Source organism: Streptomyces sp. NPDC048111, assembly GCF_043202815.1.
Taxonomy (GTDB): Bacteria; Actinomycetota; Actinomycetes; order Streptomycetales; family Streptomycetaceae; genus Streptomyces.
In genome coordinates this window covers 86,328-103,714 of record NZ_JBIDBD010000015.1, presented here as the reverse complement: position 1 = coordinate 103,714, position 17,387 = coordinate 86,328, and the positions used below count along the sequence as shown (strand labels likewise).

Annotated in this window: 13 protein-coding genes; 4 read left to right on the top strand and 9 right to left on the bottom strand. The window is 70.6% G+C overall.

Annotation, left to right across the window (positions count from 1 at the left end; all coding sequences use genetic code 11):
• The first annotated feature begins 84 nt into the window (after positions 1-84).
• Entirely contained in the window at positions 85-2,319 is a 2,235-nt protein-coding gene (gene glgB / locus ACGF3I_RS23145; RefSeq protein WP_393134985.1) for a 1,4-alpha-glucan branching enzyme, read from the top strand.
• A 264-nt stretch (positions 2,320-2,583) separates the two neighbouring features.
• Here the strand turns inward: glgB and ACGF3I_RS23140 are convergent, their stop codons facing one another.
• Positions 2,584-3,699: an acyltransferase family protein gene (locus ACGF3I_RS23140; RefSeq protein WP_393134900.1), complete on the bottom strand. Its 1,116-nt coding sequence runs from the start codon at positions 3,697-3,699 to the stop codon at positions 2,584-2,586.
• Between the two features lie 220 nt (positions 3,700-3,919).
• On the opposite strand from ACGF3I_RS23140, the gene ACGF3I_RS23135 reads away from it, so the two are divergent.
• Entirely contained in the window at positions 3,920-4,225 is a 306-nt protein-coding gene (locus tag ACGF3I_RS23135; protein WP_393134898.1) for an antibiotic biosynthesis monooxygenase family protein, read from the top strand.
• An 80-nt stretch (positions 4,226-4,305) separates the two neighbouring features.
• On the opposite strand, the gene ACGF3I_RS23130 is transcribed toward ACGF3I_RS23135, so the two are convergent.
• The gene (locus tag ACGF3I_RS23130; RefSeq protein WP_393134896.1) at positions 4,306-4,725 is read right to left on the bottom strand and encodes a hypothetical protein; all 420 of its coding nucleotides are present in this window, start codon (positions 4,723-4,725) and stop codon (positions 4,306-4,308) included.
• A gap of 181 nt (positions 4,726-4,906) precedes the next feature.
• Positions 4,907-5,170 (bottom strand): DNA-binding protein, encoded by a 264-nt coding sequence (locus ACGF3I_RS23125; protein ID WP_393134894.1) that lies wholly within the window; start codon positions 5,168-5,170, stop codon positions 4,907-4,909.
• Positions 5,171-5,891: 721 nt separating this feature from the next.
• Between ACGF3I_RS23125 and ACGF3I_RS23120 the strand changes: the two genes are divergently transcribed.
• Positions 5,892-6,041: a hypothetical protein gene (locus ACGF3I_RS23120; protein ID WP_393134892.1), complete on the top strand. Its 150-nt coding sequence runs from the start codon at positions 5,892-5,894 to the stop codon at positions 6,039-6,041.
• 82 nt (positions 6,042-6,123) lie between these two features.
• Here the strand turns inward: ACGF3I_RS23120 and ACGF3I_RS23115 are convergent, their stop codons facing one another.
• The 6 genes from ACGF3I_RS23115 to ACGF3I_RS23090 all read right to left on the bottom strand — a co-directional run bounded on the left by ACGF3I_RS23115 (position 6,124) and on the right by ACGF3I_RS23090 (position 15,708).
• On the bottom strand, positions 6,124-9,132 hold the full coding sequence (locus tag ACGF3I_RS23115) for an alpha-mannosidase (RefSeq protein ID WP_393134890.1): 3,009 nt from the start codon (positions 9,130-9,132) through the stop codon (positions 6,124-6,126).
• 30 nt (positions 9,133-9,162) lie between these two features.
• On the bottom strand, positions 9,163-11,166 hold the full coding sequence (locus ACGF3I_RS23110) for an endo-beta-N-acetylglucosaminidase (protein WP_393134889.1): 2,004 nt from the start codon (positions 11,164-11,166) through the stop codon (positions 9,163-9,165).
• 24 nt (positions 11,167-11,190) lie between these two features.
• The gene (locus ACGF3I_RS23105; protein WP_393134887.1) at positions 11,191-12,432 is read right to left on the bottom strand and encodes a glycosyl hydrolase; all 1,242 of its coding nucleotides are present in this window, start codon (positions 12,430-12,432) and stop codon (positions 11,191-11,193) included.
• A gap of 61 nt (positions 12,433-12,493) precedes the next feature.
• Positions 12,494-13,390 (bottom strand): carbohydrate ABC transporter permease, encoded by an 897-nt coding sequence (locus tag ACGF3I_RS23100; RefSeq protein ID WP_393134885.1) that lies wholly within the window; start codon positions 13,388-13,390, stop codon positions 12,494-12,496.
• On the bottom strand, positions 13,390-14,361 hold the full coding sequence (locus ACGF3I_RS23095; RefSeq protein ID WP_393134883.1) for a carbohydrate ABC transporter permease: 972 nt from the start codon (positions 14,359-14,361) through the stop codon (positions 13,390-13,392). The genes ACGF3I_RS23100 and ACGF3I_RS23095 overlap by 1 nt, the downstream gene beginning before the upstream one ends.
• A gap of 51 nt (positions 14,362-14,412) precedes the next feature.
• Entirely contained in the window at positions 14,413-15,708 is a 1,296-nt protein-coding gene (locus ACGF3I_RS23090) for an ABC transporter substrate-binding protein (RefSeq protein WP_393134881.1), read from the bottom strand.
• 201 nt (positions 15,709-15,909) lie between these two features.
• Between ACGF3I_RS23090 and ACGF3I_RS23085 the strand changes: the two genes are divergently transcribed.
• The gene (locus ACGF3I_RS23085) at positions 15,910-16,989 is read left to right on the top strand and encodes a LacI family DNA-binding transcriptional regulator (RefSeq protein WP_393134879.1); all 1,080 of its coding nucleotides are present in this window, start codon (positions 15,910-15,912) and stop codon (positions 16,987-16,989) included.
• The last annotated feature ends 398 nt before the right edge of the window (positions 16,990-17,387 follow it).

Below are 17,387 nucleotides of genomic sequence, written 5' to 3'. Positions count from 1 at the left end.
AGTACGCCACTTGAGGAGGCAGACCCCGTGACCCCCCGCCCCGCCCGCAACTCCGCCAAGTCCGCCCAGCGCACCACCGAACCCGTGGCCGGGGCGAAGGCCGTCAAGGCGCCGCCCGCGCCGCGCCGCGCCGCGAGCCGCGGCGTACGGCCCGCGCCCGCCCTCGACGCGACGGACCGCGGGCGCCTGCTCGCGGGCGGCCATCACGACCCGCACTCCCTGCTCGGCGCGCATCCGGTGCGCGGCGGGGTGGCGTTCCGGGCGCTGCGCCCGTACGCGCAGGCCGTCACCGTGCTCGGCAAGGGGCTGCGGGCAGTGCTCCACGACGACGGCGACGGGCTCTTCTCGGGGGTGCTCCCGCTGAGCGAGATCCCCGACTACACCCTGCTGGTCACCTACGAGGACAGCGAGATCGAGGTCCAGGACCCGTACCGCTTCCTGCCCTCGCTCGGCGACCTCGACCTGCACCTGATCGGCGAGGGCCGGCACGAGGAGCTGTGGACGGCGCTCGGGGCCCGCCCGATGGCCCACCAGGGCGTCACCGGCACCCGCTTCACGGTATGGGCGCCGAACGCCCAAGGGGTGCGCGTCACCGGGGACTTCAGCTACTGGGACGGCACCGCGCACCCCATGCGCTCGCTCGGCTCCACCGGGGTGTGGGAGCTGTTCCTGCCCGGCATCGGTGACGGCGCGCTCTACAAGTTCGACATCATGCGCCCGGACGGCAGCCACACCCTGCGGGCCGACCCGATGGCGCGGCGCGCCGAGGTGCCGCCGGCGAACGCCTCGATCGTCACCGAGTCGCACCACGTGTGGCGGGACGAGGAGTGGATGGCGCGGCGCTCCGCCCGCCCGGTGCACGAGGCGCCCTTCTCGGTCTACGAGCTCCACCTGGCTTCCTGGCGCCCCCGCCTCACCTACCGCCAGCTGGCCGATCAACTGCCCGCCTACGTCAAGGACTTGGGGTTCACCCACGTCGAGTTCCTGCCGGTCGCCGAGCATCCGTACGGCGGGTCGTGGGGCTACCAGGTGACGGGCTTCTACGCGCCGACCTCCCGCATGGGCACCCCGGACGACTTCCGCTTCCTCGTCGACGCACTGCACGCGGCGGGCATCGGCGTGATCGTGGACTGGGTGCCGGCGCACTTCCCCAAGGACGACTGGGCGCTCGCGCGGTTCGACGGGCGCACCCTGTACGAGCACGAGGACCCGCTGCGCGCCGAGCACCCCGACTGGGGCACCCTCGAATTCGACTACGGCCGCAAGGAGGTCCGCAACTTCCTGGTCGCCAACGCGACGTACTGGTGCGAGGAGTTCCACGTCGACGGCCTGCGGGTGGACGCGGTGGCCTCCATGCTCTACCTCGACTACTCGCGCGAGCACGGCGAGTGGACCCCGAACGAGCACGGCGGCCGCGAGAACCTGGACGCGGTGGCCTTCCTCCAGGAGATGAACGCGACGGTGTACCGGCGCTGCCCCGGCGTCGTGACCATCGCCGAGGAGTCCACCGCCTGGGACGGCGTGACCCGGCCCACCGACCAGGGCGGCCTCGGCTTCGGCCTGAAGTGGAACATGGGGTGGATGCACGACTCGCTGGGCTACGTGCAGCACGAGCCGGTGCACCGCAAGTACCACCACAGCGAGATGACGTTCTCGATGGTGTACGCGTACAGCGAGAACTACGTCCTGCCCATCTCGCACGACGAGGTGGTCCACGGCAAGCGCGCGCTCGTCTCCAAGATGCCCGGCGACTGGTGGCAGCAGCGCGCCACCCACCGCGCCTACCTGGGCTTCATGTGGGCCCACCCCGGCAAGCAACTCCTGTTCATGGGGCAGGAGTTCGCGCAGGGCGCGGAGTGGTCGGAGGGCCACGGCCCGGACTGGTGGCTGCTCGACCCGTCCTACAGCGCGGAGTCGGACCACCGGGGCGTACGCGACCTGGTCCGCGACCTGAACACGGTGTACGCCTCCGAGCCCGCCCTGTGGGAGCGCGACACCGACCCCGCGGGCTTCTCCTGGATCGCGGGCGACGCGGCCGAGGACAACGTCTTCGCGTTCCTGCGCCACGACGCGAAGGGCACCCCGCTCCTGTCGGTCTCCAACTTCTCCCCCGTCGTCCGGGCGGACTACCGCCTGGGCGTACCGGAGTCGGTACCGGCGTGGCAGGAGATCCTGAACACGGACGAGACCCGCTACGGCGGAGGCGGCGTAACCAACCCGACCCCCCTGAAACCGGAGCCGTCCCCCTCCCACGGCCACCCGACCTCCCTGACGGTGACACTGCCGCCGCTGGGGACTGTTTGGCTGCGGGGGGTGTGACGGGTCGAGTCGGCCCGGTACGCGATGACGGGCGGCGTCACGTGCGATGCGTACGCCGCCCGCTGAAGACGGGGTTCACCACCACCCATTCCGGGCCCAGAACCACCCGCGAGCCGCAGATCCGGCGGGTGGTTCTGACGGTTCCGAAGCAGGCCGTGCCCGCTCGTTCCCCCCGCAGGACAGTGCCCCGGTACCCTTTGCGCACCGCGTCCCCGATCGTCGCGCTCGGGGTGAGTTCGCGTTCACCGACCGCGGCAGGAAGCCTCAGGCCGGTATGAGCCCCCGCTTGAGCCTTCGACCCAGGGGCCGCTCCACGCAGCGGTGGATGAGCCAGGCCATGAGCACCAAGCCCGTTGTGACCAGGGCGAGGAGGGGATAGGTCGCGATACGGCCCGAGAAGGTGTGGAAGAGCTCCCAGCCGATCATCTGGTGCGTCAAGTACAGGGGGTAGGTGATGGCGCCCGCATACGTGAGCCAGCTCCAGCGGATCCAGGAGAGTTTGCCGGTGGCGACGAGGGCGAGCAGGGCGAAGGACAGCGCGAGGATAAGGACGACCGGCCAGGCCGGAACCAGGCGGCCGACGTAGACACCGGTGCTGCGCCACATCTTCAGGGTGGCGGGCAGACCTGCCGCGAAGCAGAGCAGCACGATGCCGGTGAGCATCAGGTTCGGGCGGAAGTGGTACATCAGGTAGAACGCGATGCCGGCGATGAAGTACCAGCTGTACTCGGGCATCACCAGGAGCCGTAGCGGCCCGGGCTCCGCCTTCGCACACAGCATGCTTGCCGTCGCCCACACACAGCAGAAGACCAGCACCCTGCGGTAGGTCAGTCCCCAGCAGGCGAGGGCCGCGAACAGTACGTAGAAGCGCAGTTCGGCGAAGAGTGACCAGTACGCGCCGTCGACCGAGGGCACGCCGAGGGGTTCTTGCAGCATGGTGAGGTTGGTGAGGACGTCGGTCCACGGCAGGTGCCGGTTCCCCTTCGGGAACACCGCGAGGGTCACCGTAGTGGCGAGCACTCCGAACCAGTACGCCGGGTACAGACGCACCACCCGCGAGACGAAGAAGTCCCGCAGCGGCTTGCCCCAGCAGCTCATGCAGATCACGAACCCGCTGATCAGGAAGAACAGGTGCACCCCGAGCCATCCGTAGGCGGTCACCGGGAACAGCGCCGGGAAGACCGTCTCGGGCTTCTTCGGCCAGCTGCCCACCCGCGCCGTGTAGTGGTACGCCACCACCGACAGAGCGGCCAGCAGCCGCAGCCCGTCCAGCGCGAAGACCCGCCCGCGCGGGGGTGGTACGGCCCCGGTCAGGGCCGGGCGCCGATGCCCGGCGCGCTGCCGGGGCCCGGATATCGCCGGAACGTCGTGATCGAGCACGCTGCAACCCCCACCTCAGAAACGACGGGAGCCCGGGGCCCCTGCCGGTCAGGAGGAAGCATCGACCTACCTGAACGACCTCAGAGCATAGAAGCCGACCACACACTTTGAACACATCACCCTCGTCACACCACACCACCCCTCCTGTCCCTACTGTTCATCGGGCCGTATCCGACGCGCACGATGCTTCGGGACGGCCCACGAACGAGGGGGAGCAGGCATGTTCGCAGTGATCTACCGGTGGAGTCTCAAGCCCGGCAAGGAGCAGCAGTTCCGCGACGGATGGCATCGGGTGACCGAGGCCATTCACGAGCGGTGCGGAAGTTACGGGTCCCGGCTGCACCGGGCGGACGACGGCACGTGGGTGGCGTACGCGCGGTGGCCCGATGCCGAGAGCCGTGAGCAGTGTGCGATGCCCGATCCCGAGGGCGCCGCCCTGATGAGCGACGCCATCGCCGAGCGCTTTCCCGAGACGCGGCTCCAGCTCATCGACGACCTGCTCGCCGAGCCCGACCACCCGGCGTAGCCGGCGGACACGGCCCTGGTGGGGCGCTCTCCCACCGCCGGCCCGTGCCGGGGCACGCCGGGAGGGTCGAGGCGAGCCCGTCAGTCCTCTCTCGGGGCCAGCGGCCCCGGCATGACCGCGCCGAACCCGCCCTGGAACACCGCGGTGACCAGCAGCAGGACTCCACCGCCGAGGGCAAGGAAGAGGGTGGGGAGCAACAACAGGAAACCCGTCATCACCCGTATCTCCTCCGGCTGCATCCGCTGACCCCGATGCCCGATGATCAAGAGGATGATCAGGGACGGCACCGCGATCAACAAGAAGATTCCGGGGCCCGCGGACAGGTAGTCCTTGAACGACGCCCACCTCGACATCGCCACGAAGGCATCCGGTCGGTGCGGGTCCTGCCCGGGCGGGGCAATGGCCGCCGTCACGATCCATCCGATCGCGAACGTCACGCAGTACCGGACGGCACAGACCGCGATCCAGCTCTGCTTCTCCTCCGAGGTCGGACCGTCCACGACGCGGACCATCTTCCCCACCCCCATCCCCGAGACCTGCCACGGAGCATAAGAGCGCTCGTTCCCCCGCAGGGCAGCGCCCCGGTGGTGAGCACTGCCCACCACCGGGCCGCCACCTCCGGCACGGCGGCCAGTCACCCCGTGCCGGAGCCCTGCGCGACAGCATGGGTTTCCGGCGCTGTCAGAAGCCCCGAAGAAAGTCCTTCAGCATTCGGGCCGCCTTCGACCTCTTGCGTGCTGTCGCACGCCACTCCTTCTCCGCGTGGACGCTTGCCAGCGAAACCCCCGCACCCCCTCGCTCATTGTCCGCCGGCTGAAGATGCCCGCAGGCCACACGCCATCCGACGCGCACCACGGAGATTCCGAGAATTTTGGCTGCCTCGAATTGCGATACCCACTGCTCGTCCTCGAGCGGAACCGGTGGTCTTTCCCAGTTCTTCATCACGCCTAAATATTTTTTCGCAGCCACAGAATTCGACTCCTCGGACTCCAGAGCACATGCTGATTGGCTCAACGACCTGCTCCCCTCCCGCGCATCATAGGCAACGAGGGAGGGGGCAGCCGTTAGAAGAGCCAGTCCTTCAGCGTGCGCCCCACCTGCTCGACCGCCGCACCGGGCAGCCCCGGTCGTGAAACACCGGCAAGCGAAGAACCCGCCTTGGCCGTACTTCGCACGGATTGCCCCTATCGGTGTCCCGTTCATCGTCTGACGCAGCGGCTCTGTGAGCCGCGATACCAGAGGCGAGCAGCACCCCGGCGCTCGTGATGAGGATCGCGACACCACATACAGCCGATGCCATGCAAGCGAACGTTCCTGCCGCTGCCAAGAATCCGAAACCCTTGTCGATCAGCCAGTGCCGGTTCTCGACCACTGTGTCCTTCAGGGCGTCCCAGGAGTCTTGAAAATCCCCACGCACAAGGCTCGAAACACTGTGGCCGAGGCCGCTCTCGATACTGCTCCAAACGCCTTTCTTGGCATTCTCGGTTTCCTGCTTCTTCCTTCTCTCAGCCGCTTCGCGATCTACGCTCGCATTGCTGTAGGAGACGTGACTCCCGTTCCAGCTCTTGCAGTCCGGGTGCTTGGAACAAGCCCGCTGACACCCGCTGCTTGTAATCCACGTACGAAGACGACAAGTGGTCCGTGCGGTTTCGACGGCCTCGGCGCCATGTACGGGTACAGCGACGGCACCTCCAAGATGCTCACTTGGACGACCAGACCGGATGCCACCCTCAACGGCGCCGCGAGCGGCTACGCGTTCACCACACCGGCGAACTGGAGCTTCGCCGCGAACACCATCCTGAAGCCCTACAACTGATCCGCCGACACAAGCCGAGGGCCCGTGCCCGGACGACTCGTCCGGGCACGGGCCCTCGGCCTGTCCCGCAGGTCGGCAGGGGCTACCCCCGCCCGAACCGCAGCGTTCGCAGTTCGAAGGGGCGCAGGGTCACCGGCACCGGGCCGGGGGTCGGTTCGGGGGCTGTCAGGGGGCGTTCCAGGAGGTCTGTCGTGGTGACGGATGCCGCGGCGAAGTCCGGGGTCAGGGTCGCGCGGGCCCGGCCGCCGTGGGCCTCGTGGAAGCGGACCACCACGTCACCGCTCCCGTCGTCCGCCAGCTTCACCGCCGTGATCACGACCGCGTCGCTGTCGACGGTGAACAGCGGGGCGACCGGCCCGGCACCGAGCACCCGGCGCCCGGGAAGGTTCACCGCATACCCCTCGCGCACCGCGTCCCCGATCGTCGCGCCCGGGACCAGCGCGTGGTGGAAGCGGTGCAGACCCTGGTCGGTCTCCGGGTCGGGGAAGCGGGGAGCCCGCAGCAGGGACACCCGCAGGGTCGTGGTCGTGCCCGCGTCCTCGGTACGCACCGTGCGGGTCACGTCGTGGCCGTACGTCGAGTCGGTGACCAGGGCCACGCCCCAGCCCGGCTCCTCCAGGTGCACGAAGCGGTGGTTGCAGGCCTCGAACTTGGCCGCCTCCCAGCTCGTGTTGGTGTGCGTGGCCCGGTAGAAGTGGCCGAACTGGGTCTCCGAGGCGTACCGCTCGGCGTGCACGTCCAACGGGAAGGCCAGCTTCAGGAACTTCTCCGTCTCGTGCCAGTCCACCTCCGTGAAGACGTCGAGCCGAGAGGAACCGGGGGCCAGGGCGAGGGTCTGGGTGACCTTCGAGGAGCCGAACGAGCGCACCACCCGGACCGAGGCGCCGTCGCCGGCCGTCACCTCGTCGGCCTCCGTCAGGTCGGTCACCGTGTTGCGGTAGAACGCGTCCACGTCCCAGGCGTCCCACATGTTGGGGAAGTCGGGGTGGAGCTGGAGGAGGTTGGCCGGGCGGTCCGGGGCGATCGTCTCGCGCCCCGCGAGCCGGTCGTACGCCGAGACCACCAGGCCGCGGGCGTCGATCTCCACCCGCAGGCGTTCGTTGGCGAGGACGAACCCGCCGTCCGGGCGGGGCGACGGCCCGGCCGCCGCGACCGCCGCCGCGACCGCCGCGCCGCCCGCCGCCACGCCGTCCCGCGGGTGCGGGGCCGCGTTGAACACCAGGGCCTGGGCGCCCTCGCCCACCAGTGCGCGCTGGGCCCGCTCGATGAGGGCGGTCAGCTCGGCGGCCACCGCCGCGTACGTCTTCTCCGCCTCCCGGTGCACCCATGCGATCGACGAGCCCGGCAGGATGTCGTGGAACTGGTGGAGCAGGACCGTCTTCCAGATGCGGTCCAAGTCGGCGTAGGGGTAGGCGAATTCGGGGTCGCGCACCGCCGCCGTCGCGGACCACAGCTCTGCCTCGCGCAGCAGGTGCTCACTGCGCCGGTTGCCCTGCTTGGTCTTGGCCTGACTGGTCAGCGTGGCCCGGTGCAGCTCCAGGTACAGCTCGCCCACCCACACCGGGGGGTTCGCGTACTCGGCCTCCGCCTTGGCGAAGAAGTCGGCCGGGGTCTCCCAGACGACCTGGGCGCTGCCTTCCAGATCGCGCAGGCGCGCCGCCTTGGCGATCATCTCGCGGGTGGTGCCACCCCCGCCGTCGCCCCAGCCGGTCGGCGCGAGCGAGTGCCGGGCGACGCCCTTGTCCTTGAAGTTCCTTGCCGCGTGGGCGATTTCACTGCCCTTCATGGCGCAGTTGTAGGTGTCGACCGGCGGGAAGTGGGTGAAGATCCGGGTGCCGTCGATGCCCTCCCACTGGAAGGTGTGGTGCGGGAACTTGTTGGTCTGCGACCACGAGATCTTCTGGGTGAGCAGCCACTTGGCGCCGGCCGCCTTGATGATCTGCGGCAGGCCCGCGGCGAAGCCGAAGGTGTCGGGCAGCCACGCCTCGTCGTTCTCGACGCCGAACTCGTCGAGGAAGAACCGCTTGCCGTGCACGAACTGACGGGCCATCGCCTCGGATCCCGGCATGTTGGTGTCGGCCTCGACCCACATGCCGCCGGCCGGCACGAAGCGCCCGTCGGAGACCGCCTTGACCACCTTCGCCCACACCTCGGGCCGGTGCTCCTTGATCCACGCCCACTGCTGGGCCTGGGACATGGCGAAGACGAACTCCGGCTCCTCGTCCAGGAGCGCGGTCATGTTGGACGTCGTCCGCGCCACCTTGCGCACCGTCTCGCGCAGCGGCCACAGCCACGCCGAGTCGATGTGGGCGTGACCCACCGCGCTGATGCGGTGCGCCGACGGTTCGGCGGGTGAGGACAGGACCCCGGTCAGCTCCCCACGGGCCGCCGCCGCGGTGCCGTTCACGTCCTGGAGGTCGAGCGCGTCGAGCGCCCGGTCCACGGCGCGCAGGACGTCGTAGCGGCGGCCCGAGTCGACGGGCAGCTCCGCCATCAGCTCGCCGAGCACCTCCAGGTCGATGACCAGGCGCCACACCGTCTCGTCGAACACCGCGAGGTCCATGCGGGTCAGCCGGTACAGCGGGTCGCGGTGCGAGGTCTCGATGTCGCCGAGGCTCGTCGGCACGAAGGGGTGGTAGTCGAGCAGGACCGGATTGGAGGCGGCCTCGATGTGCAGGCGCACCTCTTCGCCGCCGTCGACCGGGGCCCCGATGCGCACCCACTGGTTGCGCGGGTTGAGGCCCTTCACCGGGGTGCCGTCGGGGCGGTAGACCAGGCCCTCGCACTGGAAGCCCGGCATGTTCTCGTCGAAGCCGAGGTCGAGGAGCGCCTCCACCGTCCGGCCCGCCCACGCCTCGGGCACCGTCCCGGTCACCCGGAACCAGCTGGTGCCCCACGGCGGGCCCCACATGTCGCCGACCGCGACCGGTGTCACCGGGGCCGCCAGGCCCTCCGCCACGGCGACGGGCTCCCCCGGCGCGTTCCAGACGGCGACGTCGAGCGGCACCGACTCCGGGTACACGGCGGGGCGGACGCGCTCGTCCAGAACGCGCTTGAGGCGGGCTTCGACCAGGCCGCGGTCGTCATGCATGAGGGGTGCTCCGTTTCGGAAGGGGTGGATCTACCAGGGATGGACGGCGGACGCCGGGGCCGACGCGGTGTACAGCTCACCCACTGCCCGCACCTCGAACCGGGCCGCCCTCTCGCCCTGCTCGGGTACCGCACCGGGCACGTAGTACGCGCTCTGGCAGGCGCCGCCGAGGAAGCGGCGGGTGCCGTCCGGCAGGATCCGGTGCAGCTCGTAGTGGCGTACGGGGCCGGGGGCGCCGCGCCAACTGAAACGCATGCCGTCCGGCCCGACCGACACGCGCAACTCCCTTGGCTTGGACGGTACTTGTACCGCATCGTGCACGGCGAGGGCGCCGATCCGATAGGCCAGGGCGCCGGGGGCCGTCAGGCGCAGCCCGATCGCGCGGGCGGTGCCGGACGCGCCGGGGAGCGGGATGCGCGTGGTGGTCCAGGTGCTGCCCGCGGTCAGCGTGCCGGCGGGCACGCAGCGGTAGGGCTGGGGGTCGCCGGGGCGGGCGGGTTCGGCGGTGGCGACGGCCAGTTCGACCGTCACGTCCGCGTCGGCCCGGTGGGTGAGCTCGACGACGGTGCGTCGCGACAGCGGGAGGCGGGTGGCATACAGGTCGAGGGTGACCGGGGCGCCGGGCGCACCGGAGACCAGGACGCTGCTGCCGCCGCGCCAGGCGTCGGCGAAGTCGAAGGCGACGGTGGGGTGTTGGCCGGACGTGCGGGTGACCCAGCGGCGCGACGGCAGGCGGTCCTGGAGGCCGAGGTGGTTCCACTCGGCGGGTGAGGTGACCCGGCCCGCCTCGTACCAGCGCAGTCCGTGGCCGGTGTTGAAGGTGGTGGCGAAGGGCAGCCCGCACACCGTCGAGCGGTCGGCGACGGCGACGGCCGGGGCGCGCCACGCCGCCGCCGTGTCCGGACGCGAGGGGTCCAGGGAGGACCCCGTCCAGAAGCGGTCGTCGGCGGCGTGGAAGTCGCCCGGGGTGCGGCCGGCGGGCAGGTGGGACCGGGTCCATTCGGGGCGGTAGAACCCGTACGACGTGATGTGGCGCCCCGCGTTCGGCACGATGGCGTCCCAGTCCACCGGCGTCTCCCAGCCGCGGGACTCGACGTCGATGCCGGCCCACAACTCGCGGCCGCTGCGGCCGAGTTGACGCGTCCGCTCGGCGGAGGCGGCGAGCGTCCGGGGCGACCAGCGGAAGTCGAGGAACATGCTGTCGGCGGCTTCGAAGTACGTCTGGTTGCGGTCGTTGAGGGCGCCCTGCCAGCTCACCGAACCGTTGCTGGTCATCGCGTCGTACCAGGTGACGCGCTGCCCCCTGGCGGCGCCGAGTCGCTTGAGCTCCTTCACGAAGCCCAGCATGTCAGCGGCGAGCGCGGGGTCGCCGCCGTCGGTCTCGGCGTTGACGAACCAGCCGTCGAAGCCGTACGCGGCGGCGACCGCCACGAGCCGGGCGGCCAGCGGGTAGCGGCCCGCCGCGTCCTTCTGGACGAGGTCGCGCGTCCACTGGAGCTGTCCCCCGTACGCGGCGGGCGGCAGGAAGACGTTGCCCAGGACGCGGACGCCGTGCCGGTGGGCCGCGTCCACGACGGGCGCGTTCGGCGCGAGGATCAGGCCCTCGCCGGACGAGCCGCCCCAGAAGACCAGCTCGTCGATGTACGCCCAGTGCGTGAGCGCGTAGTGGTCGGCGGTGGGTGCCCCCTGGGAGGGGTTGCCGGCGGTGGGGCCGAAGGAGACCAGGGACTGGACGCGGGCCTGCCCGGCGCGGGCGGTCGCGTTCGCCGCGACGGGGGTGAAGCGCGGGGCGAGCGGCACGGACGCCGCGTTGAAGGCCAGGTCGGCGTCGCGGTCCGCGCGCCAGGACATCAGGCTGCGCCAGGTGATGCCTTCACCGGGGCTCCCGGCGGGCAGCGAATCGGGGTACCAGTACGAGGCGTAGGGCTGAACCGCCCTGCTGGGTACCGGCGTTGAGGCCAGGGCGGGCAGCGCGGGGCTGAGGGCCGCCGCGGCGCCGGCGAGGACCACGGCGCGTCGGGTGGGATGGTGCACGGGATGCCTCCTGGGCGGGGAGCGTTACCGGACCTGGGCGGGGGTGACGACCTCGGTGATGCCCCGGGCCGCGAGGTGTTCCCGGTCGTCGGCGCGGGTCGTGAGGACCGTGGTGGGGCGGGCGCCGTCGGCGGTGAGCCGGAAGAACGCCTCGAAGACGGGACCGCCGGGTCCGCAGACGGAGCGGGCGGCCGGGTCGGCGGGGACGACGAGCGCGGTGGTGCGCGGGTCGGGGGCGTACGGGCGGGCGCCGTCACGCAGGGCGGCGGCGGTCCGGGCGAGCACCGCGGCGGTGTCCTTGGGGCGCTGGTCGTTGGTCAACAGGCCGAGCCCGTATTCGAGTTCGGGGAAGTCGGCGAGGTCGCGCGAGACGTCGTGGGAGCACCACCAGGTGATGCCCCACAGATCGGGGCAGTCCAGGGCGTTCTCCACGGTGGCCGCGGTGAAGGCGGCGGCATGGGCGGGCGGCACCAGGGGGGCCGGGGCGCCGACCTCCTGGAGCCAGACCGGGCGGCGCGGGTCGTCGGCCCACGCCTTGGACAGCTCGATCAGATAGGCGGCGTGGTGCTCGCTCGGCACCGAGGCGCGGCCGTGGCGCTGGGCGGTGCCGTTGAACACCCAGGAGTGCACGGCGGTGACCGCGCCGTGCCGCGCGGCCTGGGCCGGAGTGAAGGGCATGTCGTCCTGGTACCAGCACGCGTCGTACTCGGCGTGCAGGTGCAGCCGGCCGGGCGCGCCCTCCTCGCAGGCCGCCAGCATGCGCCCGAGCCAGCCGTCGATCTCGGCCTCGCTCGCCCGGTCGGGGTCGGGATGGGGTCCGGCGGAGAACTGGTTGATCTCGTTGCCGAGCGTCATGCCGATGAAGTTGGGACGGTCGGCCAGGGCGGTGGCCAGGGTGCGCAGATAGACGGCCTGACCGTCGGTGACCGCGGGGTCGGTGAAGAGGTTGCGGCGGTGCCAGGTCCTGGTCCAGGCGGGCAGGAAGTCGAAGCTCGACAGGTGCCCCTGGAGTCCGTCGACGTTGACGTCGAGGCCGCGCTCGCCTGCCGCGTCCACGAGGTCGAGGAGGTGTTCGACGGCGCGGGGCCTGATCAGGGTGCGGTTGGGCTGGAAGTAGGGCCAGAGCGGGAAGACCCGGATGTGGTCGAGGCCGAGCGCGGCTATCGCGTCGAGGTCGGCGCGTATCGCGTCCGGGTCGTAGTCGAGCCAGTGGTGGAACCAGCCTTGGCTGGGCGTGTAGTTGACGCCGAAGCGCGGGGCGGCCATGGGGTGGACTCCAAGGTAGTTCTGGGCCTGGGGAGTTGGAGGTGCACGTGCGGGGGCGGGGTCAGCCCTTGACGGCGCCCTCGCCGACCCCGCGGAAGAAGAAGCGCTGGAGGCAGGCGAACATCACGATCAGCGGGGCGACCGCGATGATGGTGCCCGCGGCGACGACGCGCTGGTTGTTGGAGAACGTGCCGTGCAGGAAGTTGAGGCCGACGGTGAGCGTGAAGTGGTCGGAGTCGGACAGCACGATCAGCGGCCACAGGAAGTCGTCCCAGGCGCCCATGAAGGAGAAGATCGCGACGACCGCGAGGGTGCCCTTCACGGCGGGCAGCGCGATACGGGTGAAGCGCTGCCACACGTTGGCCCCGTCGACGATGGCCGCCTCCTCGATCTCGTACGGGATGTTGTCGAAGGCGTTGCGCATCAGGAGCACGTTCATCGCGCCGATGCAGCCGGGCAGCACCACGGCGACCAGCGTGTTGTTGAGTTCGAGCGAGCGCATGGTGGCGAACTGGGCCAGCATGGTCGCCTCCATCGGCACCAGGAGCGCGAGGACGAAGACCAGGCCCGCCGCGCCGCGCCCCTTGAAGCGGAGCCGGGAGAGCGCGTAGCCGGCCATGGCGGCGCCGATCACATTGGTCAGGACGTTGCTGACGGCCACCTTCAGGGAGTTCAGGATGAAGTCCCACACCGGGATGATGTCCGCGACGTCCCGGTAGTTGGCGACGGTGGGGTGCTCGGGCAGCAGCCGGGGCGGCGAGGTGTAGATGTCCTCCGTGGTGCCCTTGAGCGAGGTGGACAGCTGCCACAGGAACGGCCCGATCATGACCAGCAGCACGGCGACGAGGGCCGCGTAGCGCAGCGCCGTGCGCCAGCGCGGGGCGCGGGTGCGGCGGGGGGTCGCGGGGCGGTGGGCGAGGGGGCGGGGAGCGGCGGGGCGCGGCGCGGCGGTGGCCATCAGTCCTTGTCCTTCCGGTTGGCCCGCAGCACCAGGAGCATCAGGACCAGGGTCAGCAGGAACAGCACGATCGACATGGCCGAGGCGTAGCCGGTGCGGCCCTGGAGGCCGGTGCCGGCCCGCTGGATGAGCATGACGAGGGTGGTGTCGGCGCCGCCGGGCCCGCCGGTCGGGCCCGCGATCATGAAGACCTCGCTGAAGACCTTGAAGGCGGAGACCGAGGAGAGCGCGCCGACCAGGACCATCGTGGAGCGTACGGAGGGCATGGTGATGGAGACGAAGCGGCGGATCGGTCCGGCGCCGTCGACCTCGGCGGCCTCGTGCAGTTCCCTCGGTACGTTCGCGAGCGCCGCCAAGTAAATGATCATGTAGTAGCCGAGGCCCTTCCACACGGTCAGGGCCATCGAACTGAGCAGCAGCAGCCACTGGTTGGACAGGAACGGCACCGGGTCGACGCCCACCATCCGCAGGACGCCGTTGATGAAGCCGCGGTCGTCCAGCATCCACACCCACATCAGGGCGACGACGACCACGGAGGCCACGACCGGTGTGTAGTAGGCGGACCGGAAGAAGGCGATGCCGGGGATGTGCCGCTGCACCAGGAGCGCGAGCAGCAGCGGCAGCAGGACCAGGCAGGGCACGACGACGACCACGTACAGGGCGCTGTTGCGCAGGGCGACCCAGAACTGTTCGTCGTCGAGCAGCGCCGTGAAGTTGTCGAGGCCGACGAAGGTGCCGGGGGTCAGGGTGCGGGCGTCGGTGAACGACTTCCAGACGGTGGCGAGGAAGGGGTAGAGGTTGAAGGCGAGGGTGATCAGGAGGCCGGGGGCCAGGAACAGCCAGGGGCTGGTCGCCCGGTGCGTACGGCCGGCCGGGCGGCCCGCGGCGCGGCCCGCGCGGCGCCCGGGGGCCGCGGCGCGCGGGCGGGGCGCGGCCCCCTCGGCGGTGACGGCGGGGGTGGAGGTGCTCATCGCGGGGACCGCCGGTTCGGGGTGGGGGTGCTCATGTCTCGGTCCGCCGGGTCACTTCTGCTGGATCAGCTTGGTCATCTGGTTCGCCGCGCTGTCCAGGGCCTCCTTGGGCGACTGCTTGCCCTGGAGGCACTTGGCTATCTCGTTGCGCAGGACCGTCTTCATCTCGTCGCTGAACAGCACCGGCGTGTAGTTGACGGCGGTGGGGAGCATCTTGGCCGAGGCGACCCGGATCCTGCCCTCCTCGGAGCCGTCGGCCTTCGTCCAGTACTCCTTGTCGAGCGAGCCCTTGGTGCTGGGGAAGACGGCGACCTTGTGGCCGAAGTCCTCCTGGTTCTTCTGGTCGGTGACGAAGTGCGCGAAGGCGAGGGCGGTGGCGGCGTTCTTGCTCTGCGAGTTGACCGACAGGCCCTGGAGGTACATGTTCTGCTTGCCGGTGTTGGTCGGTACGTCGGTGATGCCGAGGCTGCTGTAGAGCGAGGGCGCGTTCTTCTTGAAGGTGTCCAGGTCGTGGGCGCTGCCCGGGTTCATGGCGACCTCCTGCTGGAGGAACTTCTGCCCGGCCGTCTCGGCGGTCAGCGTCAGTGCCTGCTTGTGCAGACCGCCTTCCTTGAACATCTCCTGATACTTCGTCAGGAACTCGACGCCCTTGGCGTCGTTGAAGGTGAACTTCGTCCCGTCCTTGCTCATGATGTCGACGCCGTAGCGCCCGAAGTCCTCGACGGTCGGCGGCTGGGCCAGCGTCGCCTTGCCCTTCTTGGCCAACTGGGCGGCGTCGGCGAAGAGGTCGTCGAAGGTCCTGGGCGCCTTCTCGGGGTCGAGGCCGGCGTCCTTGAACATGGTCTTGTTGTAGAAGAGCGGGCCGGTGTTCAGGTACCAGGGGAAGGCGTACGAGCCGTCGAGACCCGGCATGTCGAAGCCGTGCCAGGCACCCTCCAGGTACTCGGGCCTGAACTTGGCGGCGACCTTGTCCTGGTCCAGATTGAGCAGGGTGCCGGCCTTGGCCAGCGGATAGGCGAGGTCCGGCGAGAGGTTCACGACATCGGGAAGGGTGCCGGCGGTGGCGTCGGCGCTGAGCTTGTCGGCGTAGTTGTCGGCGGGCTGGTCGACCCATTTGACCGTGGTGCCGGGATTCGCCTTCTCGAAGTCCTTGATGACGCCTTCGAAGTAGTCCTTGAAATTGGCGCGGAGGTTCCAGGTCTGGAACTTGATCTCGCCCTCGATCTTTCCGTCGGTGGCCGAGCCCTTGCCGCCCCCGCCCCCACCGCACGCGGTGAGCACGGTGAGCGAGAGGGCCGCGCCGAGTCCGACGGCCGTCCGGATCGCGACACTGCGATGAATGGACATGAGTGGCTGGCTCCTTCGCCTCGTCCCGATGACGTTGCCGCACACCATGCAGCGCGCAGGAATTGGCCGTCAATAGCGAATAAGTGGGCCCTTTGGCTAAACGCGCAGGTCAGCAAAACTAAAAGGGACTAAAGTCCTGAATGTTGGCGGCGAACTAAGGCGGTTTAGTGACGTTCGACTAAACCGCGTTACCATCACCCCATGAGCGAGCTCGAAAGCGATGCGCCACCGCCCCGCCGCCCGACGATGAAGGACGTGGCCAGAGAGGCCGGCGTCTCCACGAGCGCGGTCTCCTTCGCCCTCAACAACCGTCCTGGCGTGTCCGATTCGACCCGGCGCCGGGTCATACGGGTCGCCGACCGGCTCGGCTGGCGGCCGAGCTCCGCGGCGCGGGCGCTGTCCGGCGAGAACGCGGGGGCCGTCGGCATGGTCCTGGCCCGCCCGGCGGACAGCCTGGGCGGCGAGTCGTTCTTCCTCCAGCTCGTCTCGGGCATCCAGGCGAGCCTGGCGCCGCGCGACCACGCGCTGGTGTTCCAGATGGTCGACGACGTCCAGGCGGAGTGCGAGCTCTACCGGCGCTGGTGGGCGGAGGGGCGGGTCGACGGGGTCATCGTGGTCGACCCCCGGGTGTCCGACCCGCGCCCCGAGACCCTCGCGGTACTCGGCCTGCCGGCCGTGATCATCGGCGGGATGGAGGCGCCGGGCAACCCCGGTGCGCCCCAACTCCCGCGCCAGGCACGGCTGTCCAACATCTGGGCCGACGACGCGGGGGCGATGGACCTCATCGTGCGGCACCTGTACGGGCTCGGGCACCGCCGCATCGGCCACATCGCGGGGACGCCGGGCTTCGCCCACACGGCGCGCAGGATCGCCTCGCTGCGGGCCGCGGCCCGCCGGCTCGGCCTCGACCACGCCGTCTCCGTCACCACCGACTTCACGGACCGTCAGGGAGCCAAGGCGGCCCGGCGGTTGTTCTCGGCGCCCGCTCCGCCGACGGCCCTCGTCTGCGACAACGAGGTGATGGCGGTGGCGGCGGTGAGTGTCGCGGCGGAGCGGGGGCTGCGGATTCCGCGGGACGTGTCGGTGGTGTCCTGGGAGGACTCCGCGATCTGCCACACGCTGCATCCCCAGCTCACGGCGCTGGTGCGGCAGGCCGATGCGTTCGGGGAGCGGGCGGCGTCCGAACTGCTGGCCCTGCTGGACGGGGGCGCCCCGCGCCAACTCCAGGACCCGCTGCCCCGGCTCCAGCCCCGCGAATCCACGGGGGCGCCTCCTGCTTAGGCAGTTGGGGTTCGCCCCCAACCCCCTTCTCGGTGCGGGGGGTTGGGGTCCTCTGGGGCTCCGCCCCATACCCCGGGGGGCTTGCCCACCCGCCCGCCCGTGCAGCGGGGTCGGAGGGTGCCTGGCCCTGGGGCTCCGCCCCTACCCCGGGGGGTTGCCCACCCGCCCACCCGTACAGCGCATCGACCCGGCTGAGCCCTGGGGCTGCGCCCCAGACCCCCTGAGGGGCTCCGCCCCTCGCACCCCGATCGCGCCTGAACGGCGCTCGTCCTCAATCGCCGGACGGGCTGAGGTCCCCGATGCTGCCCAGCACCGACCCTGCTGGGGGCGCGAGGAACCGCGCAGGAAGGGCCGAGGTGACCTGGTCCTGCCCAGCACCGACCCTGCTGGGGGCGCGA

Coding starts and splice junctions, on each gene's coding strand:
- ACGF3I_RS23135 (WP_393134898.1), top strand. CDS start 3,920: ATGTTCGCAGTGATCTACCGGTGGAGTCTCAAGCCCGGCAAGGAGCAG.
- ACGF3I_RS23120 (WP_393134892.1), top strand. CDS start 5,892: ATGTACGGGTACAGCGACGGCACCTCCAAGATGCTCACTTGGACGACC.
- ACGF3I_RS23115 (WP_393134890.1), bottom strand. CDS start 9,132: ATGCATGACGACCGCGGCCTGGTCGAAGCCCGCCTCAAGCGCGTTCTG.
- ACGF3I_RS23105 (WP_393134887.1), bottom strand. CDS start 12,432: ATGGCCGCCCCGCGCTTCGGCGTCAACTACACGCCCAGCCAAGGCTGG.
- ACGF3I_RS23100 (WP_393134885.1), bottom strand. CDS start 13,390: ATGGCCACCGCCGCGCCGCGCCCCGCCGCTCCCCGCCCCCTCGCCCAC.
- ACGF3I_RS23095 (WP_393134883.1), bottom strand. CDS start 14,361: ATGAGCACCTCCACCCCCGCCGTCACCGCCGAGGGGGCCGCGCCCCGC.
- ACGF3I_RS23090 (WP_393134881.1), bottom strand. CDS start 15,708: ATGTCCATTCATCGCAGTGTCGCGATCCGGACGGCCGTCGGACTCGGC.
- ACGF3I_RS23085 (WP_393134879.1), top strand. CDS start 15,910: ATGAGCGAGCTCGAAAGCGATGCGCCACCGCCCCGCCGCCCGACGATG.